Raw genomic sequence first — 21,773 nt, forward strand, 5'->3', positions numbered from 1 at the left:
GCCAAGGATTGATATGACCAACCTCAACACCCAGACCTCGTTCGTTCCGGGGCGCCTGGAACAGATGTCCACGCGTGTCGCCTTTTTCATTGCCGGCTTCGGCATCGCCGCGTGGGCGCCGCTGGTGCCTTATGCCAAGGCCCGGGCCGGGCTGGATGAAGGCACCCTGGGTCTGTTGCTGCTGAGCCTGGGGGTAGGTTCGATCCTGGCAATGCCCATGGCCGGGATTCTGGCCACGCGTTTTGGGTGTCGCAAGGTGGCGACCGGCGGCACATTGATGATCTGCCTGGCCTTGCCGCTGTTGGCGACGGTGTCGTCGATCCCGGCGATGATCGCTGCTTTGTTCCTGTTTGGCGCGGGCCTGGGCACGGTGGATTCGACGGTGAACCTGCAAGCGGTCATCGTCGAGCGGGCCAGCGGCAGGAACATGATGTCCGGGTTCCATGGCATGTTCAGTCTCGGTGGGATCGTCGGCGCGGCGGGTGTCAGCGCGTTGCTGGGCCTGGGGCTTTCGCCGCTGGGCGCGACGCTGGTGGTGGCTGTCTTGCTGCTGGTCGCACTGGCGAAGGCGGCACCGCACCTGCTGCCCTATGGCAGCGAAAGTTCGGGGCCGGCGTTTGCCGTTCCCCGCGGCATTGTGCTGTTCATCGGCGGGATGTGTTTCATCGTGTTCCTCGCCGAAGGCGCGGCCCTGGACTGGAGCGCGGTGTTCCTGGCGCAGGAGCGCGGGATCGACACGGCCTATGCCGGACTGGGTTACGCGGCGTTCGCGCTGACCATGACGGTGGGACGCTTGACCGGTGATTCGATCGTGCGGCGCCTTGGCGCGACGCGGGTGATTGTCTTCGGCGGGATGACGGCTGCGCTCGGGCTGCTGCTGGCGACCTTCGCCCCGGGCTGGGAAGCGGCGCTGGTGGGCTACGCCCTGCTGGGTGCCGGCTGTTCGAACATCGTGCCGGTGTTGTACACCGCCGTGGGCAAGCAGACAGTCATGCCGGAAAGCATCGCCGTGCCGGCCATTACCACCCTGGGTTACGCGGGAATACTCGCCGGACCTGCGGTGATCGGGTTCATCGCCCATGGCAGCAGCTTGAGCTTCGCCTTTGGGCTGATGGCGGTGTTGCTGGTGGCGGTGGCTATCGGAGGGAAAGTTTTGAAAGTCTGAAAAGCTTCGCGAGCAGGCTCGCTCCCACAAGGGTTCAGTAAACGACACATAACCAATGTGGGAGCGAGCCTGCTCGCGAATGAAGGCGCCTCGATCTATCAGAACCCGACGCTGGCCTGCACGAAGAACGTGCGCGGTGCGCCGACGTACATGCCCGAGTTGTTGTCGCTGGAGCGGGTGAAGTACTGCTTGTCGAAGATGTTTTTCACCCCGGCGCCGACCTTCAGGTTCGACACCTGCGGGCCGAAGTCATAGCCGCCACGCACGTTCCAGGTGACGTAGCCCGGAATGTCGCCGAACTGGCCGTCGGCGGTGCCTTCAGTGATGTAGTTATTGGTGAAGCTGCCATCGGCGTTCACTGCAATGCCAGGCGAACGCTGTTTGGACTGGGCGAAGGCGTCGACGTTGTAGGTCCAGCGGTTGATGTCGTACCGCAGGCCCGCGGTTGCCACCTGACGCGAGTAGAACGGCAGGTCGCGCCCCTTGAAGCCGGGAATTTCACCTTCGTAGACGGCACGGGTGTAGGTGAACCCTGCGTTGGCGGTCAGGCCATCCAGGCGTGGGTCCAGTGCCGCCATGTCGTAGTGCACCGAGGTCTCGATGCCACGGTGCGTGGTCGCGCCGAGGTTGGTCCAGCCCGCGTCGTTGCTGATGTACTGCAACTCCTTGTCGAAGTCGATGTAGAACAGCGTCACTTCACCGCCCCATACACCATCGTTGTAGCGGGTGCCGATCTCGTAGGTCTTGGCTTTTTCCGGCTCCAGGCCATTGGCGGGTTGATCACCCACGCCACCCTGGCCGAGCTGGAAATACTGCAGGGCGCCGAACGAGGTTTCATAGTTGGCGAACAGCTTCCAGGCATCGGACATGTGGTACATCACGCTCAGGGCCGGCAGCGGTTCGTTGCTTTCAATGCTGCGGTGCTTTTCCGGCACAGGCTTGCCGGCGGTGTCGAGCACCGGGCGGTCGTGCCAGTCGGTGCTGATGTGCTCAAAGCGGATGCCTGGGGTAATGGTCCAGTTACCGACATCGATCTTGTTGTCGACATACACCGAGTTGGCTTCAGTGCCGCCGGTACGGTCCTGATACACATGGCCGTCCGAAGTCTTGGTCACCACCGGTTCGTTGCTGCTGTTCAGCGCCAGGCGGCTGGCTTCTTCGTGCATGCCTTCCTTGAGGTAGCGATAACCGACGCTGACTTCCTGAGTGGTCGGGCCGACGTCGAACACATGGGACACCCGTGGCTCGATCCCGAAGGTGTAGTAAGTGCGCGGAAACGAGCCGAGGGTCTTCTGGTCGCGAGCAGCGATGTTGCTGCCACGGAAACTGTCGGTGTAGTAGGTCAGCACTTCGGCCTGGGTACGGTCGTCGATCTGCCGCGCCCACTTGAACGACACATCCTTGCGGCGGCCGCTGAAGTTATCGTTGTTGCGGTCGGACTGGAACGGATCGGCATCGAACTGCGCCTGGGTCAGGCCACCGGGCATGTCGGCGCTGGCATCGTAGTAGTGAAAATTCAGGCTGAAGTCGTCGACATCGGTAGGTGCCCAGTGGGTCTTGAGGATCACGTCGTCGATGTCGTTGCCGTTGTTGCGCTCACGGTAACCGTTGCCGTTCACGCCGGAATACAGCAGCGCCACGCCGATGCCGTTGTCGGCGGTGCCGCCCATGAACGCGGTATCGATGTGTTTCCAGCCACCGTGTTGGGAAGTCTCCAGAGTGGTGCCGATTTCAGCGGAGGCTTTTTCCGGGATGGCACGGGTCACAAAGTTGATCACACCGCCCACGTTCTGCGGTCCGTACCGCACCGAGCCGGCGCCACGCACCACGTCGATGCTGTCGAGGTTGCCGGAAGAAATCGGTGCCATCGACAGCTGGGGCTGGCCGTAGGGGGCGAACGCCGCCGGCACGCCATCGATCAGAATGGTGGAGCGTGGCGACAGGCGCGAAGTCAGGCCACGCACGCCGACGTTGAGGGAAATATCACTGCCACCGGTGCCGTTGGCATCCTGCACTTGCACACCCGGCACGCGCTTCAATACGTCGCCGACGTTCATCGCACCCTGCTCGACCATGGCTTCACGGCGAACCACCGTGCGCGCGCCAGGGTGGTTCTGTACCAGTGCGGCATCGGCATCGTCGAGCCAATTGCCGACCACCTTGATATCGGTCGCCCCCAGTTCCAGCGGACCGCCGGACGCTTGAGCAGGCGCAGGCATCAATGTCACCGACCCTTGATCGATCTGGTACTGCAGACCGCTGCCTTGCAGCAATTGACGCAACGCCTCTTCCGGCGAGAGATTGCCGTCCACCGCCGGCGCTTGCTTGCCGGCCACCAGCTCAGGGCTGAAAAAAACCTGCAACGACGTTTGCTGGCCCAGCTGAGTCAAGGCCTGACCCAAGGGTTGCGCCTGGATATGGATGGCGTCGGCGGCGTATGCCTGGGGCATCGCAACGTTGACCGCCAGCGCGAGCGCCAGCGGCAACCAAGGGAACGTATTGTTTTTAGCGGTGGATTTCTTCACGTCAAACGTAGTCCTGTGAATCGCAAGAGTATGCGCTTGTTAATGCAAACCAGTTGCAGTTGAACAGGAAGACGATGAACTCGAAAAAAACCTGAATTTATTTTGAAATTATTTCCTGGCTGCCGTCATCGAGGGTGCGCACGGCCACCGGAAGGATGCTCGGCAAGGCCTTGAGCAACGCATCGGTGTTGTCGGACTTGAACACGCTGGTCAGGCGCAGATTACCCACCGCCGCATTGCCGACCTTGAGTGGCTGCTCCCGATAACGCGAGACCTGTTCGGCGACATCGGCCAGGCTGGCGTTGTTGAACACCAGTTTGCCGCTGCGCCAGGCCGTCATTTCCGATGGATTCACCGCGTAGGCGGCCGCGACCTGGCCCTGGGCATCGACATGAGTGCCCATACCCGCAGTGAGACTGACGAAATCGTGATCGGCCGCCGAGCGTCCCTGGACCTTGACCGTGCCCTGCTCCACCACCACCCGGGTCTCGGCGCTGCTGCGACGCACATCGAAGCGCGTCCCGGTGACCGTGACCCTGGCGCTTGCGGCTTCAACGACAAACGGCCGGCGGGTGTCATGCTGGACGCTGAACATCGCCTCGCCTTCGGTCAACTCGATGCCGCGCCGGTTCTTCTCAAAATGCACCTCAATCCTGGTACGGCTGTCGAGGTCGACCACCGAACCATCCGGCAAGGCCACCTGGCGACGCTCGCCCAGGGCTGTGGAAAACTCCGCCGTGTAGGACGACGATTGATTCAAGCCGCTGAACAGTCCAAAACCGACCGCCACCGCCAACACACTGGCAGCCACCGCGTAACGCATCATCGGGCGACGTTTGCCGCGAGTCGGCGCTTCTTCACACAGCGCCCGCAGTCGTGCCGCCGGCAGCAGGTCGGCGGCTTTCCACAGGCCCTGGAGCAAGTCGAATTCGTTTCGGTGTTGGGGATGTTCGTTCAACCAAATGTCGAACTGGCGATGTACATCGACATCGACGGCGGGTTCCTGCAAACGCACAAACCACTGCGCCGCCTCATCGCGAACCGTTGTTTGCCCGCACGCACAATCACGAGTATCCATCATGGAAGTTCCTGTTTGGCCGGGGGTGAAAAGTCGCACCGCATCATGGTGTAGGAGTTCGCGCGCATCATGAATGCAGTCCTTCCAGGCGGTCGCGCAGATGCCGCAGCGTGCGGATCATATACTTTTCCACCATGTTCCTGGACAGTCCCAGGCGTTCGGCGATTTCGGCCTGGGTCAGGCCTTCGATTTTCTGCCAGACAAACACTTTGCGGCAGTTGACCGGCAGCTCGGAGAGCGCCCGTTCGATGGAGTCGGCCAATTGGATCGCACGCATGTAATGCTCCGGGTCGCCGGATGACGACGCACTTTCATCGATCGCCTCGGACTCCATGGCGCCCCGCCGATCCTCACGCCGATAACCATCCACCGCGATATTGCGCGCGGTCTGGTGCAGATACGCCCGGGGTTGCTGTACCGCCGCCGAATCGGACTCAAGCACACGCACAAAGGTATCGTGGGCCAGATCCTCGGCCTGCTGACGATTTCTCAGGCGACGGGTCCAGGTACCAACCAACTCTTCGTAATGCTCGAAAAAGCCCTGTCTGCGGGGCAGCTTGGGGGTCATTGCGGCATGCTGTGTAAACGGGGCGTGAATAGTAATGCTTCTTATTAAACCGAAGCAATCGTTTGCCGTCCCGCGGCAAAACCTGACCTGTAAAAACAGAACACCAGACAAACAAAAGGCCGCTGATTGCTCAGCGGCCTCGTTCAATGCGAAGGGTTACAACGACACGCCGTCGAAGCCCTCACTCACAGATCGGTAATTTCCTTGTGACGAGGCACCAGCATCTTCATCACGCTCCACGCCACCAGGTAAGCCACGGCGCAGATGGCAAACATGATCATGTAGCCGGTACGGATGTCGCCGACCGATTTGTAGTAGTCAAACACCCAGCCACCGAGCTTGGTCAGCAGCACGCCGCCCAATCCACCCGCCATGCCGCCAATGCCGACCACGGAAGCGACGGTCTTTTGCGGGAACATGTCCGATACGGTGGTGAAGATGTTGCATGACCAGGCCTGATGCGCCGACGCGCCCACACCAATCAGCAATACCGGTACCCAGACACTGATGTGGCCAAACGGCTGCGCCAACAACACCAGTAGCGGGAACAGGGCAATCACCAGCATGGCTTTCATACGGCCGTCATACGGAGCGTCGCCGCGTGCCATGAAGTAGCTGGGGAACCAGCCGCCACCGATACTGCCCACCATGGTCATGCTGTACAACACGGCCAATGGCACCACGATGGCTGCACCTTTGAGGCCGTACTGCTCCGACAGGTAGGTCGGAAGCCAGAACAGGAAGAACCACCACACACCATCGGTCATGAATTTGCCGAACGCGAACGCCCAGGTCTGACGGTATTTCAGCAACTGGAACCAGGATACTTTTTTGCCAACGCCCGTCGACACGGGGGCGCTAGCGTCCAGATCACTGCGGATGTGTGCCAGTTCGCTCGCCGACAGGCGCTTCTGCTGTTCCGGCTTTTCATACAACGCCAGCCATACGCCCATCCAGATGAAACCCAGCATGCCGATCACGATGAATGCAGCTTGCCAGCCCCACATGGCAGCGATCAGCGGCACGGAAATCGGTGCCAGGATCGCCCCGACGTTGGCGCCGGAGTTGAAGATGCCGGTGGCGAAGGAGCGTTCCCTCTTCGGGAAATATTCAGCGGTGACCTTGATGGCGGTCGGGAAGTTGGCCGACTCACCCACCGCCAGCACGGCGCGCGCCAGCATGAAGCCGGCGATCGAGACCGGGATGACCGCAATGCCGAGCGCGCCGGAGATGGCGGCGATGCCCTCGCCCATCGGCTCTGCGAACGCGTGCATGACCGCGCCGGTCGACCAGATACAGATCGCTGCTACAAAAGCGGCCTTGGTGCCGATCTTGTCGACCACACGGCCGGCGAACAGCATTGAAATCGCGTAGGTGAACTGGAAGACAGCGGCAATGTTGGCGTAATCGGTATTGCTCCAGCCAAATTGCCTCGACAGATCCGGCGCCAACAGACTAAGGACCTGGCGGTCCAGGTAGTTGACGGTAGTCGCAAAAAACAACAGCGCACAGATGGTCCATCGAAATTTGCCGACAGCTTGGCCGACGCGTTGCGCGGTGATGGGCTCGTTCAGATTCATGGTGGTGTCGACGCTCTTTTTATTTTTAGAAGTACAATCTCAGTCGTCATACGTCGTCATATGACTTGTTGAATTTATAGCCACCCTCGTACAGAACGTCAACAAAAAACCCTTTCCACGTGATCGGCATTACCGCTTAAAAAATTCGTGACGTCGTCGAATACCGTAATAAAATTGGCAAAAACACTGGAAACATCACCTACTTTCGCTCATTTTTTCAGTGCTTTGAAATAGTTGATGATCATAAATAGTCGTACGACAACATATGACATCGCTAATCGCATTCCCCCCACTACGCTAAATCAGGCACAGATCCAAAGGATTTTGGCAGCAATTCCAATGCAGCCATTCACCGGCTGTAGCAAAGTGCGGGTATGCCAGTCACCGGCTTTTCGAAGGAACCCAGAATGTTCACCTCACTTGCATTGCGAAACAGAAAACCACTTGCCCGACTCGCGCTGGCCATCACCCTGGGCCTGTCTTTCTGGGCGGGCAATGCACAGGCCCATGGCGGTCACGCCGAGATGGTGCCGCTGCAAGCGGGGCTCGAGGAGTTTGGCGCCACGGTCAAATGGGACGACTACGCCAATCTGTTCACCATCGCCAAGGACGGGGTGTATCTCAAGGTCAAACCGAACAGCAAAGTGGCGATGCTCAACGGCAAACGCATCGAGCTGACAGTGCCTGTGGTGTTCAAGGACAAAACGGCGTTCATGTCCAAGGACTTCATCAACCAGGTGTTTCAGTCCGGCCTGGACACCACCTTTGTCGTGGAAACCCGGCCTAACCCGCTCAATCCGTTGAGCGTGGAAGAAATCACTACGGCGGTGGACATCGTCAAGAAGTCCGAGCACTACCAACCCGGGTTCCGCTTCACCGAAGTCTCGGTCAAGGCGCCGCCCAAAGATCAGGTGTGGAATTTCGTCTACACCGGGCAAAACGTCGCCCAGCCGCGCGAGGCCTCAATCGTGGTGCTCGACGGCAAGCATGTGATCGAGGCGCTGGTCGATCTCGACAGCAAACAACTCAAGTCCTGGAAGCCAATCGAAGGCGCCCACGGCATGGTGCTGCTGGACGACTTCGCCACGGTGCAATCGGCCGTCGAGGCCAGCCCGGAATACGCCCAGGCCCTGGCCAAGCGCGGCATCAACGATGTGAAAAAGGTCGTGGCCACGCCGCTGACCGTCGGTTACTTCGACGGCAAGGACGGCCTGGCGCAGGACAAGCGCCTGCTGAAAATCGTCAGCTACCTCAATACCGATGACGGCAACTACTGGGCGCACCCGATCGAAGGCCTGGTGGCGATTGTCGATCTGGAGCAGAAGAAGCTGATCAAGATCGAAGACGAAGCGCTGATTCCGGTGCCGATGAAGCCGACGCCCTATGACGGACGCGGACGCAAGGGCGTGTCGGTCAAACCGCTGGAAATCACTGAGCCCGAGGGCAAGAACTACACCATCACCGGCAACAGCATTCACTGGCAGAACTGGGATTTCCACGTCCGCCTCGATTCGCGGGTCGGCCCGATCCTGTCCACCGTCACTTATGACGACAAGGGCAAGAAACGCAAAATCATGTACGAGGGCTCGCTGGGCGGCATGATCGTGCCTTATGGCGACCCGGATGTCGGCTGGTACTTCAAGGCTTACCTCGATTCCGGTGACTACGGCATGGGCACCCTGACCTCGCCGATTGCCCGTGGCAAAGACGCCCCGGAAAACGCCGTGCTGCTGGACGCGACCATCGCCGACTACACCGGCGCGCCGACTGCGATCCCGCGCGCCATGGCAGTGTTCGAGCGCTACGCCGGCCCGGAATACAAACACCAGGAAATGGGCCAGCCCAACCTGAGTACCGAGCGGCGTGAACTGGTGGTGCGCTGGATCAGCACCGTCGGCAACTACGACTACATCTTCGACTGGGTCTTCCAGCAGAACGGCACCATCGGCATCGACGCCGGCGCCACTGGTATCGAAGCGGTCAAGGGCGTGAAGTCGAAAACCATGCACGAGGACACCGCCAAGGAAGACACGCGCTACGGCACCCTGCTCGACCACAACATCGTCGGCACCACGCACCAGCACATCTACAACTTCCGCCTGGACATGGACGTGGACGGTGAAAGCAACTCGCTGGTGGAAGTGAACCCGGTGGTACTGCCCAATGACCGTGGCGGCCCGCGCACCAGCACCATGCAGACCGAAACCAAAGTGGTCGGCACCGAACAACAGGCCGCGCAGAAATTCGACCCGTCGACCGTGCGCCTGCTGACCAACTTCAGCAAGGAAAACAAGGTCGGCAACCCGGTGTCCTACCAGTTGATCCCTTACGCCGGCGGCACGCACCCGGTGGCCAAGGGCGCCAACTTCGGCAAGGACGAATGGCTGTACCACCGCCTGAGTTTCATGGACAAGCAGCTGTGGGTGACGCAGTACAACCCGGAGGAGAAGTACCCGGAAGGCAAGTACCCGAACCGCTCGGACAAGGACTCGGGCCTGGGGCAGTTCACCCAGGACAACCACGCCATCGAAAACACCGACGACGTGGTCTGGCTGACCACCGGCACCACCCACATCGCCCGCGCCGAAGAGTGGCCGATCATGCCGACCGAGTGGGTGCATGTGCTGCTCAAACCGTGGAACTTCTTCGATGAAACACCGACGTTGAACCTAAACGCCCCGAAATAACGCCAAACCTGTGGGAGCAAAGCTTGCTCGCGATGGCGGAGTATCAGTCGACATCATTGTTGACTGATACACCGCCATCGCGAGCAAGCTTTGCTCCCACAGGCGTTGACCAGGCCACCGGGTTATTGGGTCACCACAATCTTCCCGATCATCTGCGGATGCAGCGCACAAAAATACTCATATTCCCCCGGCGCGTTGAACACCCAGGAATAACTGTCCCCCGTATCCAGCGCCCCCGAACGAAACACCTTGTGGGTTTCCGCCACCGTGTGCGGGACCTCGTCGTCGTTCACCCACGTCACTTTGGTACCCACGGGCACAGTCATGTCCTTGGGCCCATACATGAATGCCTTGATATCGACTTTCACCTCCTGAGCCCACACCGGCATCGACAACATCAGGCAGAGCACGGCCAACAGTCGCGTTTTCATCAGCCCCCCTCCCCTAAACCAGTGTCGAATCGATCAGCGCCAGCGGATGATCACCCTGCGTCGCCCGTACATCGGTGATCCCCAGGTAATTGCGCAATTGATCCGCCGCCACCGTCATCGGCCCCGGTGACGGCGCCGCACCCGGTGCGGGTTGTGGATAAGCCGTGCCCCGGGCCGTGTGGAAGGTGATATTGCCTTCGACCTTCTGGATGACTTGATGAATATGCCCGTTCAACACCGTCACCGAACCGTACTTGCGCAGCATGGCGATGGCCTGGTCACCGTCCTCGGTCCCCCAACCCCACGGCTGATAAATCGTCCACAGCGGAATGTGGGTAAACACCACGATCGGTGTACTGCTCGATACCGCGCGCAGGTCATCGGCCAGCCACGCCAGTTGATCGGCGCCGAGGGTCGCTTCATGGCCCGCCTGGAAGTTGAAGACATTCACCAGTGCAATGAAATGCACGCCGTGGTCGTCGAAGCTGTACCAGCCATTGCCTTGGGTGCCCTTGCCGTAACGTTGCAGATAGAGTTTGCCGCCGCCCTCGTCGAGGGTGTCGTGCTCGCCCGGCACGTAATGCACGGTGGAGGGCAGGCCTTTGAGCAGCTGTGCGGCGGTGTCGAACTCTTCGGGCTTGGACAGGTGGGTGATATCGCCGGTATGCAGGATCAGCGAAGGCTGTTTCGGCAGCGCGACGACCCTGTCGATGGCCACTTGCAAGGTCTTGACCGGTTCCGGGTTGGCCTCTTTGTTGAAGCCAATGTGCGAGTCGCTGATCTGCACAAAGTGGAAGGTGCTGGCCAGTGCCTTGGGGTCCGAGACCTTGCCCGTGTCATCCAGGGCGAAGGCCCGTGGAATGCCGCCGGACAGGGCCCAGATCACGCCCGCCCCCGCCCAGGCCGAACATTTGAGGAGCGTTCGGCGGTCCGGGTTCAAGGGGCCGTCGACGCGTCGTTGGTGTCTTGAATGAATGTTCATCGGTATTCCCTCGCAGGCGTTCTACAGTGATGCAACTGACACGAGTTAAAACCGGATGGGATGGGACTTTATTCCCGATCGAAAAAAACATTTTTTCCAGGGAATAAAACATAACGCGGCACAGTTATAGAGGCGGGACAGTGCGGGAATCACTATGAAGCGATTTGAGGAATTGTTTGCGCCCCACCTGGACGCCGCCTACAACCTCGCGCGCTGGCTCACCGGCCAGGACAGCGCCGCGCACGATGTCGTCCAGGAAAGCGCCTTGCGCGCCTTCAGGTTTTCGCAACGTTTCGCCGGCGGCAACGCCAAGGCCTGGTTTCTCACGATCGTGCGCAACGAGAGCTACACCTGGCTCAAGGCCTCGGCCGGGCACCGTTGGGTCGCTTTGGGCGACGGGTTTCCCGAAGACGACGACACGCCGAGCCACGGCCAGACCCCGGAACTGCTGGCCATTCACACGGAAAACGCAGCGCTGATCCAGCAGGCCCTGTGCGCCCTGCCTCCCGTGTTTCGCGAGGTGATTGTTCTGAAGGAGCTCGAAGACATGCCCTACAAGGACATCGCCCTGGTGGTCGACATCCCCATCGGTACCGTCATGTCGAGACTGGCCAGGGCTCGCGCCATGCTCAAACTCGAACTACTGAAGTTGCACGATCATGAATGAACTCGACTGCACGGTTTGCCAGACGCTGATACATGGCTATCTGGACAAGGAACTCGATCCGGCGACGGCGGCGAAGGTGGCCGGGCATTTGGCCGGGTGTGCCGAGTGCGCACGGTTGCATGATCAGGCCCGGTTGCTGCTCGCCGGCGTTAAGCAGAGTGCGGTGTATTACAGGGCGCCGGCGTCGCTGGCCGCCAGTATTTTCCCTGATGAGCCCCCAAAACCCCGTTTCATCGAGCGCTGGCGAACCTGGTTCGCTCCGGCGTTTTCAGCGGCGGCGCTGGCCCTGGCGATGGTGCTTTATGTAGCGACACCAGGCGCCCAACAACCCTTGATGGACGAAGCGGTGTCCAGTCACGTCCGATCATTGATGGGCGCGCATTTGAACGATGTGGTGTCCTCTGACCGCCACACCGTGAAGCCCTGGTTCACCGGCAAGCTCGACTTCTCGCCGCCGGTGTTCGACTACTCGGCGCAGGGTTTTCCGCTGTTGGGTGGGCGTCTGGATTATCTGCAACATCAGACCACGGCGGCCCTGAGTTACGGGCGCAACAAGCACATCATCAATGTGTTCATCCTGCCCACGGCGGAGGCCGACAAACCGCGACAGAGCGAGACGATTCGCGGCTTCAACGTCGTGTCCTGGCAAGAGAACCACATGCGCTTCGTGCTGGTTTCGGACCTTGAGAAAAGCGAGCTGGAGGCGCTCGGCCAGTTGCTCAAAAACGGTGCCTGATTCAGTTGGCCCAACACCCACCCCTGTGGGAGCAAAGCTTGCTCGCGATTGGGTCGTGCCAATCGACAACCATTTAGCTGACACTCCATCGCGAGCAAGCTTTGCTCCCACAGGATTACGCGGTGTTCTGGCGAACCATCACGCATGCTGTTTACGGTATTCCCCCGGCGCAATGCCGAAGCGCGATTTGAACGCCGTGGAAAAGTAGCTCGAATCGGAAAACCCCCACGAATACCCCAGCACCGACAACTTCTGCTCCTTGCTCGATTGGCGCAGGGATTCGGCGCACAGGTCCAGGCGACGGTTCTTGATGTAGCGCGCCACCACCAGGCCCTTCTTGGCAAACATCCGGTACAGGCCACGGGTGGACATGCCGACTTCCCGCGCCAGCCATTCCGGGCACAGTTCTTCGGAGCGGATGTGCTGGTCGATGAAGCTCAGGGTCTTGCGAAACGTGCGCTCGTGCAGATCGGTGCAATCGTCGGCCTGACTGATGGCCGGACGCAGCAGACTGACAATCGCCTCCAGGGTCGCTTCGCTCTCCTGGCGACTCAGTTCCGGCTGGCGCGTGGCGTCGAGAATCAAGCGATGCGAGAGCATCGCGATGGGCGATGTCCCGGCAATCCGATGGCCGCACCTGACCTGGTTGAAGCGCAAGGTCTGCTCCACCAGTTGCGACGGCAGGATCAGCGACAATTGCCGGGAGTTTTCGCTGTAGGTGAAATCGCTGGGCCGCGCGGCATCGATCAGCGTGATGTCGCCAGCGGACAGCAGCACCTTGTCGTCACCCTGGGCCATGCCTGCCGTGCCGTCGAGCTGGAACACGGCAAAGTATTTGCCGCCCTCGCCCGCCGCCACTTCCTGCGGCGTGCGGTACAGCCGCGCCTGGCAGACATCGACGAAGCTGAGCTTGAGCGCATCACTGCGGTATTCCCGGATCTGCCCGGCAAAACCGGCGCCCAGGGGTTGTGCGTTAAAGGCGCCGCAGATCTGGTTGATCTGATGGATCCACTGATCGAACCCATCCTGGCGCTGTGCAATTGTAGAAATCATGGCAGGCCTCACGCAGGCTTATTGTTATTGTCTACGTCAATCCCTGAGCGTGTCTGACAGCGGGTTATTTCAACCCGCCAAAGCGTCGATAAAAACTCTCGCCCACGTCCGGCAACGGGCCGTCGGCAGTTTCCAGTGCACTGTTCAGCCATTCCTCGGCCTTGGCGTAAATCAAACGGTAAATGTTGCGGCACAACTGGCGAGCCGCGCGCCCTTCCCAGTCGCCGGGCAACAGCTCGTCCGGCAATTGCGGATCGCGCAGCAGCAGTTTGCGGTATTCGTGAATCAGCAGAATCCGTGCCAGGAAGCAGTCCGCCGGTTGCAGGTTTTCCTGCTCGCGAAGCGCTTGCCAGAGCGGCCGGAACAACTGGATGAACTCGCTGTAGTGGGTCGCCAGTTCCTCGATGTTCCAACTCTCGCGCACCTGCAGGCGCAGGGCCTTGGAGGCCAGCACGTCCTGGGCGGTGGTTTCGAAGACAATGGTTTCTTCCAGGGCGCCAAGGTCGAGCAAGGTCGCGTTGACGTCGGTGCGGTCGCTGCGCGGGCAGGCCAGCACCGCCGGCGAAATCGCACCAAAACCTTGCCACTCCAGTTCTTCACGCACTTGTTTGCGCTTGTCCTGGGTCAGTTGCGAGAGCATCACCAGGCACCAGGAACCATCCCAGGCCGGCATGCTGGTGCTGTAGACCCGCTTGAACGCCTTGTCGAAACGCCGGCGACCGGTGCCGGTCAGGCTGTAGTAACTGCGCCGGCCGACTTTCTCGGCCGTCAGCCAGCCTTCCTTGGTCAAACGGAAAATCGAGGTGCGGATCAGCCGCTCATTGATGCCGATCGGTTCGAGCAATTGAATCAGGCTACCCAGCCACACGGTACCGCCATGGGGTTCGATGGCATCACCGTACAAGGTGATGATCAGGGAGCTGGCGCGGATCGGCGTCTGCTCCTGGAAACGGGTGATCAGATGGTTCAGGGGTGTCAGGGACGACATGGGCGTACCGGGCTAAAAAAAGAAAAGGAATATACCGAAAGCCAACTGATTAAGCGCAGCCCCCTTGTGGGAGCCTGCTCGCGAAGGCGGTGTGTCAGTCTCCATCAATATTGAATGTCAGACCGTATTCGCGAGCAGGCTCGCTCCCACAGGGGATCGAGGTTCATAAGGTATTGCCCTTGGGCCGCAACCCACGGTCACTCATACGCGGTCGATCCGCTTCCGGCGCGGCCAGCGGTTCACACTCCTGCATCTGCGTGAGGCACCGCTTGGCCAGCTCTTGATACTCACGGGTACCCGCCTGTTTCCACGCCACTTCCTGATCACTCAGGGTCCGTTTGATGCTGGCCGGCGCGCCCATCACCAGCGATTGCTCGGGGCATTCGAAACCGGCCTTGACGAACGCCGCCGCCGAGACGAAGGACCGCGGGCCGATGCGCGCGTTGTCCATCACCACTGCGTTCATGCCCACCAGTGCATCGGCGCCGATCCGGCAACCGTGCAATACCGCGCCGTGGCCGATGTGACCGTTGCGCTCGACCACCGTGTCACTGTCCGGGAAGCCGTGCATCACGCAGGTGTCCTGCAGGTTGGCGCCCTCTTCCAGCACGATCCGCCCGAAGTCACCGCGCAGGCTCGCCAGCGGCCCTACATAGCAATGCGCACCGATGATGACGTCACCGATCAGGACAGCCGTCGGGTGCACATAAGCAGTGGGGTCGATCACCGGGGTCAGGCCATCGAGGCTGTAGCAGGTCATGGCGGCTTCCTTTACAAAGCGATGCATTTATTGACTCAATTTGTATCACATCGCTTTTATCAGCACAAAGACAAAAAAGCGTATCACTTGAAAAGCCCGGGATGCGCCCACCCCACCCACCGCTCTAAAACACCACTAAAGCCAATAAATACGGGGAAAAAACCCATACAACCGATTAGCTGATACAGGCTTCTGAAAACCACAAATCCGACAATAGGACACATCAAATCAATTTTTGTATTGCATTTGCGTATCACGTTGCAGGTATACTCCGGCAAAACCGGCCCCTGCGGCCGATCCAATAACAAGCCGGCACTCCCGCCGTGCGTACACCGTGAGGGCAACCGCCGTGCCTCAAACCCTGACCGTCGAAACGCTCGACACTGGCGTGCGCCTGATTACCCTGCAGCGCCCACAGGCGCTGAATGCCCTGAACACCCAACTGCTGGGCGAACTGGCCGACGAACTCGCCGTCGCCCAGGCCGATCCCGACACCCGCGCCGTGGTCATCACCGGCAGCCGCAAGGCGTTCGCCGCCGGTGCCGACATCAAGGAAATGGCCGAACGCGACTTGGTGGGCATCCTCGACGACCCGCGCCAGGCCTCGTGGCAAGCCATCACCCGCTTCAGCAAACCGCTGATCGCCGCCGTCAACGGCTTCGCCCTGGGCGGTGGCTGCGAACTGGCGATGCACGCCGACATCATCATCGCCGGCGAAGACGCGCGCTTCGGCCAGCCGGAAATCAACCTCGGGATCATGCCCGGCGCCGGTGGCACCCAACGCCTGCTGCGCGCCGTCGGTAAATCCATGGCCATGCAGATGGTGCTGACCGGCGAGCCGATCGATGCCCGCCAGGCGCAACGCGCCGGCCTGGTCAGCGAAGTCACCCAACCGGAATTCACCGTCGAGCGCGCCCTGCAAGTCGCCCGCGCCATCGCCAGCAAGGCCCCACTGGCCGTGCGCCTGGCCAAGGAAGCGCTGCTCAAGGCCATGGACACCGACCTGGCCAGCGGCCTGCGATTCGAGCGCCACGCGTTCACCGTGCTGGCCGGCACCCGCGACCGCAACGAAGGCATCGCGGCGTTCCAGGAAAAACGCACGCCGACCTTTACTGGCCAGTAATCAACAACGAATTCGTACGACCTCTTAGAGAGCGCCCACAACATGAACTTCGAACACATCCTGTTTTCCATCGACGCTGGCGTGGCCCTGCTCAGCCTCAATCGCCCGGATCAACTGAACAGCTTCAACACCCAGATGCATGGTGAAGTGAAGGAAGCGCTGAAACAGGTGCGGCAGAACCCCGACGTGCGCGTGTTGCTGCTGACCGGTGAAGGCCGCGGCTTCTGCGCCGGGCAAGACCTGAGCGACCGCAACGTCGCGCCGGGCAGTGCCGTGCCGGACCTGGGCGAATCCATCGAGAAGTTCTACAACCCGATGATCCGCCAACTGCGTGACCTGCCGATGCCGGTGATTTGCGCGGTCAATGGCGTAGCGGCAGGCGCAGGCGCGAACATTCCGCTGGCCTGCGACCTCGTGCTGGCGGCGCGTTCGGCCAGTTTCATTCAAGCCTTCTGCAAGATCGGCCTGATCCCCGATTCTGGCGGCACCTGGACCTTGCCGCGCCTGGTCGGCATGGCCCGCGCCAAGGCTTTGGCCTTGCTCGGCAACCGCCTGACCGCCGAACAGGCCGAGCAATGGGGCCTGATCTACCGCTGCGTGGACGACGCCGAACTGCGTGACGAAGCGCTGAAGCTCGCGCAACACCTGGCCACCCAGCCGACCTACGGCCTGGCGCTGATCAAGCGCAGCCTCAACGCGAGCATGAGCAACAGCTTCGACGAACAGTTGGAACTTGAGCGTGACCTGCAACGCCTGGCCGGGCGCAGCGAGGATTACCGCGAAGGTGTCAGCGCCTTCATGGAAAAACGCACCCCAAGTTTCAAGGGGCGTTGAGTCATGACCGCATTGAATAAAACCGAACGCGTCGCCGTGATCGGCGCTGGTGCCATGGGTGCCGGCATTGCCCAGGTCGCGGCGCAGGCCGGCCATCCGGTATTGCTGCTGGACAATCGTCCCGGTGCTGCCGCCCAGGCCATCGAAGGCATTGACCGGCAACTGGGCAAACGGGTCGAGAACGGCAAACTGTCCGCCGAGTCGCGCAGTGCAACCATTGCCCGCCTGCAAGCCGTGGAAGCTATCGAAGCCCTGGCCGATTGCGATCTGATCATTGAAGCGATCGTCGAGAACCTCGACGTGAAGCGCGCGCTGTTCCGTCAGCTGGAAGGCATCTGCGGCGCGCAATGCATTCTGGCCAGCAACACCTCGTCGCTGTCGATCACCAGCATCGCCGCGCAGCTGGAGCATCCGGAACGCCTGCTCGGCCTGCACTTCTTCAACCCGGCGCCGGTCATGGCGCTGGTGGAAATCGTCTCGGGCCTGGCCAGCGATCCGGCTCTGGCCGAATGCCTGTACGACACCGCCAAGGCCTGGGGCAAGAAGCCGGTACACACCCGCTCCACACCGGGTTTCATCGTCAACCGCGTGGCCCGGCCGTTCTACGCCGAGAGCCTGCGTCTGTTGCAGGAAGGCGCCGCCGATTGCCCGACCCTGGACGCACTGATGCGCGAGGCCGGCGGCTTTGCCATGGGCGCCTTCGAGCTGACCGACCTGATCGGCCATGACGTTAACTACGCCGTGACGTGCTCGGTATTCGACGCCTACTACCAGGACACCCGTTTCCAGCCTTCGCTGATTCAGAAAGAGCTGGTGGACGGTGGGCGTTTGGGTCGTAAAAGCGGTCAGGGTTTCTACTCTTACACCCAGGGTGCCGAACGCCCGCAAGCCGCTGAAATCACCAGCAGCGCAAGCGTTGAAGCCTGCCTCGTCGAAGGCGATTTGGGTATCGCCCAAGGCTTGCTGCCACGCCTGCGCGAACAAGGTGTCAACGTCATCCAGCGCGACGGCCGTGGTTTGTTGCGGGTCGGTGACGCGGTGCTGGCCTTGAGCGACGGTCGCATGGCCTGTCAGCGCGCCAAAGAAGACGGCCTGCGCAACCTGATCCTGCTGGATCTGGTGGGCGATTACGCCACTGCCAAACGCATCGCCATCAGTTATGCGGCGGGCATCGATCCGCTGGCCCTCGAGCAAGGCGTCGGCCTGCTGCAACAGGCCGGCCTCAAGGTCAGCCTGCTCAGCGACAGCCCGGCCCTGGCCGTGTTGCGCACTGTGGCAATGCTCGCCAACGAAGCCGCCGACGCCCTGCTGCAAGGCGTGGCCTCGGCCGCCGACATCGATCTGGCGATGCGCGCCGGGGTCAACTACCCCCAAGGCCCGCTGGCCTGGGCCGACGCAGTGGGCCTGCCACACATCCTCAGCACACTGGACAACCTGCAAGCCGCCTACGGCGAAGAACGCTACCGGCCGTCGCTGCTGTTGCGCCGCCGCGTGGCCGAAGGGAGAAACTTCCATGACTAACCATGAAGCGATGACCCTGGCCAGCGACTGTGCGCAGTCGCTGTTCCAGCGTGACGCCGCCAGCCAGGCGATGGGCATGCGCCTGCTGTCCGCCGGCCCCGGCACCGCTCGCGTGGGCATGACCGTGCGCGCCGACATGGTCCAGGGCCACGGCACCTGCCACGGCGGCTACCTGTTCGCCCTCGCCGATTCGGCCTTCGCCTTTGCCTGCAACAGCTACAACGAAGCCACCGTGGCCATCGGTTGCAGCATCGACTACATCGCCCCGGCCCGCCTGGGCGACACCTTGAGTGCCGATTGCATCGAGCAAAGCCGCTCGGGCCGCACCGGCAACTACGACGTACGCATTGAAAACCAACAGGGCCAGTTGATCGCCCTGTTCCACGGCAAATCCTACAAAGTGCGCGGCCCAGTGCTGGCGCAGGAGACCCCGAATGAATGACGCCCTGATTATCGACGCGGTACGCACGCCCATCGGCCGCTATGCCGGTGTCCTGAGCAGCGTGCGCGCCGACGACCTTGGTGCGGTGCCGCTGCGCGAACTGCTGCGCCGTCACCCGAATGTGGACTGGAGCAGCGTTGACGATGTGATCTACGGCTGCGCCAACCAGGCCGGCGAAGACAACCGCAACGTCGCACGCATGTCGGCACTGTTGGCCGGTTTGCCGGTCAGCGTACCGGGCACCACCCTCAACCGCCTGTGCGGTTCCGGGCTGGATGCGGTTGGCACCGCCGCCCGTGCAATTCGCAGTGGCGAGGCCGGGCTGATGCTGGTGGGTGGCGTGGAATCGATGTCCCGCGCACCACTGGTGATGGGCAAGGCCGAGCAGGCGTTCTCCCGTCAGGCCGAGATTTTCGACACCACCATCGGCTGGCGCTTCGTCAATCCGCTGATGAAAAAGGCCTTCGGCATCGACTCCATGCCGGAAACCGCAGAGAACGTCGCCGCACAGTTCAACATCTCCCGCGCTGATCAGGACGCCTTCGCCCTGCGCAGCCAGCAACGCGCTGCCGCTGCACAAGCCAACGGACGTCTGGCCAAAGAGATCGTCGCGGTGGAAATCCCCCAGCGCAAAGGCCCGGCCAAAGTGGTCGAGCACGATGAACACCCGCGCGGCGATACCACGCTGGAGCAACTGGCCAAACTCGGGACGCCGTTCCGCGAAGGCGGCAGCGTCACCGCCGGCAATGCCTCCGGCGTGAACGACGGTGCCTGCGCCTTGCTGCTGGCCAGCCCCGAAGTCGCCAAGCGCCATGGCCTGACCGCCCGTGGCCGAGTGGTGGCGATGGCCACTGCCGGCGTCGAGCCACGAATCATGGGCATCGGCCCGGTGCCGGCGACCCGCAAGGTGCTGGAGCTGGCCAACCTGAGCCTGGCGGACATGGACATCATCGAACTCAACGAAGCCTTTGCCGCCCAAGGCCTGGCGGTGTTGCGCGAACTGGGCTTGAGCGACACCGATCCACGGGTCAACCCCAACGGCGGCGCCATTGCCCTGGGCCATCCGCTGGGCATGAGCGGCGCGCGTCTGGTGACCACCGCCCTGCACGAGCTGGAAGAACGTCAAGGCCGCTATGCCCTGTGCACCATGTGCATCGGCGTGGGCCAAGGGATCGCGCTGATCATCGAGCGTCTATCCCACTAAAGAATCGCGATTCCCAAGGAGCCCAGAGGTATCCTTGGGGCATGCACTCAAAGCCCCCGCGTGCAGGGGCTTGAACACAAAAACAATTCGAGTGAAAACATGAACATGCCAATTTCCCAATCCACGCTTGATCCCGTGCTGGACCCGCTGGAAACCGCCAGCGTCGACGAACTCCGTTCGCACCAGCTGGAACGCCTGCGCTGGAGCCTGAAACACGCTTACGAGAACGTGCCGCTGTACCGTCAGCGCTTCGATGCCCTGGGCGTGCACCCGGATGACATCAAGTCCCTCGACGACCTGGCGAAGTTCCCGTTCACCACCAAGTCCGACCTGCGTGACAACTACCCCTACGGCATGTTCGCCGTGCCAATGCACGACATCGTGCGCCTGCACGCCTCCAGCGGCACCACCGGCAAACCGACCGTCGTCGGCTACACCCAGAACGACATCGACACCTGGGCCAACGTCGTGGCCCGTTCGATCCGCGCGGCTGGCGGTCGTCGTGGCGATAAAGTGCACATTTCCTATGGCTACGGCCTGTTCACCGGCGGCCTGGGTGCGCACTACGGTGCCGAGCGCCTGGGTTGCACCGTGATTCCGATGTCCGGCGGCCAGACTGAAAAGCAAGTGCAGCTGATCAAGGATTTCCAGCCGGACATCATCATGGTCACGCCGTCCTACATGCTCAACATCGCCGATGAAATCGAGCGCCAGGGCATCGACCCGCACAAACTGGCCCTGCGCCTGGGCATCTTCGGTGCCGAGCCGTGGACCGCCGAACTGCGCAGCGCCATCGAGGCGCGCATGGGCATCACCGCCCTGGACATCTACGGCCTCTCGGAAATCATGGGCCCGGGCGTCGCCATGGAATGCGCCGAAACCAAGGACGGCCCGACCATCTGGGAAGACCACTTCTACCCGGAAATCATCGACCCGATCACCGGCGAAGTACTGCCGGACGGCCAGATGGGCGAACTGGTGTTCACCTCCCTGAGCAAAGAAGCCCTGCCGATGATCCGATACCGCACCCGCGACCTGACGCGCCTGCTGCCGGGCACTGCGCGGCCAATGCGACGCATCGACAAGATCACCGGACGCAGCGACGACATGCTGATCATCCGCGGCGTGAACGTGTTCCCGACGCAGATCGAAGAGCAGGTGCTGAAAATCAAGCAACTTGCCGAGAGCTACGAGATCCATCTGCATCGCAACGGCAACCTGGACAGCGTCGACGTGCACGTGGAGCTCAAGGCCGAACACCAGCACCTGACCGACGACCAGCAAAAAGCCGTGTGCGGCGAGCTGAGCAAGCACATCAAGACCTACATCGGGATCAGTACGCGGATCGTGTTGCAGCCTTTCCACTCGATCAAGCGATCCGAGGGCAAGGCCTGCCACGTAGTGGACAAACGCCCTAAAGCATGACTGC

The 21,773-nt window shown here is 61.5% G+C and carries 19 protein-coding genes; 10 read left to right on the plus strand and 9 right to left on the minus strand.

What is annotated here, in order from left to right; genetic code table 11:
- Positions 1 to 13 precede the first annotated feature (13 nt).
- Entirely contained in the window at positions 14 to 1,165 is a 1,152-nt protein-coding gene (locus tag LAB08_RS20795; protein ID WP_096509934.1) for an MFS transporter, read from the plus strand.
- Between the two features lie 98 nt (positions 1,166 to 1,263).
- On the opposite strand, the gene LAB08_RS20800 is transcribed toward LAB08_RS20795, so the two are convergent.
- From LAB08_RS20800 to LAB08_RS20815, 4 genes are all read right to left on the minus strand, one after another.
- Positions 1,264 to 3,690 (minus strand): TonB-dependent siderophore receptor, encoded by a 2,427-nt coding sequence (locus tag LAB08_RS20800; RefSeq protein ID WP_096509933.1) that lies wholly within the window; start codon positions 3,688 to 3,690, stop codon positions 1,264 to 1,266.
- A gap of 97 nt (positions 3,691 to 3,787) precedes the next feature.
- Complete coding sequence (locus LAB08_RS20805; protein WP_096509932.1) at positions 3,788 to 4,771, minus strand: FecR family protein; 984 nt, start codon at positions 4,769 to 4,771, stop codon at positions 3,788 to 3,790.
- Positions 4,772 to 4,835: 64 nt separating this feature from the next.
- Complete coding sequence (locus LAB08_RS20810; RefSeq protein WP_096509931.1) at positions 4,836 to 5,336, minus strand: sigma-70 family RNA polymerase sigma factor; 501 nt, start codon at positions 5,334 to 5,336, stop codon at positions 4,836 to 4,838.
- Positions 5,337 to 5,521: 185 nt separating this feature from the next.
- Complete coding sequence (locus tag LAB08_RS20815; RefSeq protein WP_096509930.1) at positions 5,522 to 6,916, minus strand: MFS transporter; 1,395 nt, start codon at positions 6,914 to 6,916, stop codon at positions 5,522 to 5,524.
- 407 nt (positions 6,917 to 7,323) lie between these two features.
- On the opposite strand from LAB08_RS20815, the gene tynA reads away from it, so the two are divergent.
- Positions 7,324 to 9,603 carry a primary-amine oxidase gene (tynA, locus tag LAB08_RS20820; RefSeq protein ID WP_096509929.1) on the plus strand — a complete coding sequence of 760 codons (2,280 nt, stop codon included), beginning with the start codon at positions 7,324 to 7,326 and terminating at the stop codon, positions 9,601 to 9,603.
- Positions 9,604 to 9,725: 122 nt separating this feature from the next.
- Here the strand turns inward: tynA and LAB08_RS20825 are convergent, their stop codons facing one another.
- Positions 9,726 to 10,034, minus strand: a complete 309-nt coding sequence (locus LAB08_RS20825) for a cupredoxin domain-containing protein (RefSeq protein ID WP_096509928.1) — start codon at positions 10,032 to 10,034, stop codon at positions 9,726 to 9,728.
- 13 nt (positions 10,035 to 10,047) lie between these two features.
- Entirely contained in the window at positions 10,048 to 11,016 is a 969-nt protein-coding gene (locus LAB08_RS20830) for a metallophosphoesterase family protein (protein ID WP_096509927.1), read from the minus strand.
- Between the two features lie 154 nt (positions 11,017 to 11,170).
- Between LAB08_RS20830 and LAB08_RS20835 the strand changes: the two genes are divergently transcribed.
- Positions 11,171 to 11,683 carry a sigma-70 family RNA polymerase sigma factor gene (locus LAB08_RS20835; RefSeq protein ID WP_096509926.1) on the plus strand — a complete coding sequence of 171 codons (513 nt, stop codon included), beginning with the start codon at positions 11,171 to 11,173 and terminating at the stop codon, positions 11,681 to 11,683.
- Entirely contained in the window at positions 11,676 to 12,419 is a 744-nt protein-coding gene (locus tag LAB08_RS20840) for an anti-sigma factor family protein (RefSeq protein WP_096509925.1), read from the plus strand. The genes LAB08_RS20835 and LAB08_RS20840 overlap by 8 nt, the downstream gene beginning before the upstream one ends.
- Positions 12,420 to 12,557: 138 nt before the next feature.
- On the opposite strand, the gene feaR is transcribed toward LAB08_RS20840, so the two are convergent.
- The 3 genes from feaR to paaY form a co-directional block, all read right to left on the minus strand.
- Entirely contained in the window at positions 12,558 to 13,472 is a 915-nt protein-coding gene (gene feaR, locus LAB08_RS20845; RefSeq protein WP_096509924.1) for a transcriptional regulator FeaR, read from the minus strand.
- 64 nt (positions 13,473 to 13,536) lie between these two features.
- Positions 13,537 to 14,460 (minus strand): phenylacetic acid degradation operon negative regulatory protein PaaX, encoded by a 924-nt coding sequence (gene paaX / locus LAB08_RS20850; protein WP_096509923.1) that lies wholly within the window; start codon positions 14,458 to 14,460, stop codon positions 13,537 to 13,539.
- 163 nt (positions 14,461 to 14,623) lie between these two features.
- On the minus strand, positions 14,624 to 15,220 hold the full coding sequence (gene paaY, locus LAB08_RS20855) for a phenylacetic acid degradation protein PaaY (protein ID WP_096515261.1): 597 nt from the start codon (positions 15,218 to 15,220) through the stop codon (positions 14,624 to 14,626).
- A 349-nt stretch (positions 15,221 to 15,569) separates the two neighbouring features.
- Between paaY and paaF the strand changes: the two genes are divergently transcribed.
- The 6 genes from paaF to paaK all read left to right on the plus strand — a co-directional run bounded on the left by paaF (position 15,570) and on the right by paaK (position 21,769).
- Positions 15,570 to 16,343 carry a 2,3-dehydroadipyl-CoA hydratase PaaF gene (gene paaF, locus LAB08_RS20860; RefSeq protein WP_096509922.1) on the plus strand — a complete coding sequence of 258 codons (774 nt, stop codon included), beginning with the start codon at positions 15,570 to 15,572 and terminating at the stop codon, positions 16,341 to 16,343.
- 42 nt (positions 16,344 to 16,385) lie between these two features.
- Positions 16,386 to 17,177 carry a 2-(1,2-epoxy-1,2-dihydrophenyl)acetyl-CoA isomerase PaaG gene (gene paaG, locus LAB08_RS20865; protein ID WP_096509921.1) on the plus strand — a complete coding sequence of 264 codons (792 nt, stop codon included), beginning with the start codon at positions 16,386 to 16,388 and terminating at the stop codon, positions 17,175 to 17,177.
- Positions 17,178 to 17,180: 3 nt separating this feature from the next.
- The gene (paaH, locus tag LAB08_RS20870) at positions 17,181 to 18,698 is read left to right on the plus strand and encodes a 3-hydroxyacyl-CoA dehydrogenase PaaH (protein WP_096509920.1); all 1,518 of its coding nucleotides are present in this window, start codon (positions 17,181 to 17,183) and stop codon (positions 18,696 to 18,698) included.
- The gene (gene paaI / locus LAB08_RS20875; protein WP_096509919.1) at positions 18,691 to 19,140 is read left to right on the plus strand and encodes a hydroxyphenylacetyl-CoA thioesterase PaaI; all 450 of its coding nucleotides are present in this window, start codon (positions 18,691 to 18,693) and stop codon (positions 19,138 to 19,140) included. The genes paaH and paaI overlap by 8 nt, the downstream gene beginning before the upstream one ends.
- A complete protein-coding gene (gene pcaF, locus LAB08_RS20880; RefSeq protein WP_096509918.1) occupies positions 19,133 to 20,344 on the plus strand; it encodes a 3-oxoadipyl-CoA thiolase in 1,212 nt (403 codons plus the stop codon). The genes paaI and pcaF overlap by 8 nt, the downstream gene beginning before the upstream one ends.
- A gap of 99 nt (positions 20,345 to 20,443) precedes the next feature.
- Entirely contained in the window at positions 20,444 to 21,769 is a 1,326-nt protein-coding gene (gene paaK / locus LAB08_RS20885; RefSeq protein WP_096509917.1) for a phenylacetate--CoA ligase PaaK, read from the plus strand.
- The last annotated feature ends 4 nt before the right edge of the window (positions 21,770 to 21,773 follow it).

Origin of the sequence: Pseudomonas izuensis (genome assembly GCF_002356535.2) — a bacterium.
GTDB lineage: Bacteria > Pseudomonadota > Gammaproteobacteria > Pseudomonadales > Pseudomonadaceae > Aquipseudomonas > Aquipseudomonas izuensis.

What these genes read in the sequence shown, in the direction of transcription:
- paaH (WP_096509920.1), top strand. Translation starts at nt 17,181, where the DNA reads ATGACCGCATTGAATAAAACCGAACGCGTCGCCGTGATCGGCGCTGGT.
- paaX (WP_096509923.1), bottom strand. Translation starts at nt 14,460, where the DNA reads ATGTCGTCCCTGACACCCCTGAACCATCTGATCACCCGTTTCCAGGAG.
- LAB08_RS20830 (WP_096509927.1), bottom strand. Translation starts at nt 11,016, where the DNA reads ATGAACATTCATTCAAGACACCAACGACGCGTCGACGGCCCCTTGAAC.
- LAB08_RS20795 (WP_096509934.1), top strand. Translation starts at nt 14, where the DNA reads ATGACCAACCTCAACACCCAGACCTCGTTCGTTCCGGGGCGCCTGGAA.
- LAB08_RS20815 (WP_096509930.1), bottom strand. Translation starts at nt 6,916, where the DNA reads ATGAATCTGAACGAGCCCATCACCGCGCAACGCGTCGGCCAAGCTGTC.
- LAB08_RS20805 (WP_096509932.1), bottom strand. Translation starts at nt 4,771, where the DNA reads ATGATGGATACTCGTGATTGTGCGTGCGGGCAAACAACGGTTCGCGAT.
- paaI (WP_096509919.1), top strand. Translation starts at nt 18,691, where the DNA reads ATGACTAACCATGAAGCGATGACCCTGGCCAGCGACTGTGCGCAGTCG.
- feaR (WP_096509924.1), bottom strand. Translation starts at nt 13,472, where the DNA reads ATGATTTCTACAATTGCACAGCGCCAGGATGGGTTCGATCAGTGGATC.
- paaG (WP_096509921.1), top strand. Translation starts at nt 16,386, where the DNA reads ATGAACTTCGAACACATCCTGTTTTCCATCGACGCTGGCGTGGCCCTG.
- LAB08_RS20810 (WP_096509931.1), bottom strand. Translation starts at nt 5,336, where the DNA reads ATGACCCCCAAGCTGCCCCGCAGACAGGGCTTTTTCGAGCATTACGAA.
- paaK (WP_096509917.1), top strand. Translation starts at nt 20,444, where the DNA reads ATGAACATGCCAATTTCCCAATCCACGCTTGATCCCGTGCTGGACCCG.
- LAB08_RS20825 (WP_096509928.1), bottom strand. Translation starts at nt 10,034, where the DNA reads ATGAAAACGCGACTGTTGGCCGTGCTCTGCCTGATGTTGTCGATGCCG.
- LAB08_RS20840 (WP_096509925.1), top strand. Translation starts at nt 11,676, where the DNA reads ATGAATGAACTCGACTGCACGGTTTGCCAGACGCTGATACATGGCTAT.
- tynA (WP_096509929.1), top strand. Translation starts at nt 7,324, where the DNA reads ATGTTCACCTCACTTGCATTGCGAAACAGAAAACCACTTGCCCGACTC.
- pcaF (WP_096509918.1), top strand. Translation starts at nt 19,133, where the DNA reads ATGAATGACGCCCTGATTATCGACGCGGTACGCACGCCCATCGGCCGC.
- LAB08_RS20835 (WP_096509926.1), top strand. Translation starts at nt 11,171, where the DNA reads ATGAAGCGATTTGAGGAATTGTTTGCGCCCCACCTGGACGCCGCCTAC.
- paaY (WP_096515261.1), bottom strand. Translation starts at nt 15,220, where the DNA reads ATGACCTGCTACAGCCTCGATGGCCTGACCCCGGTGATCGACCCCACT.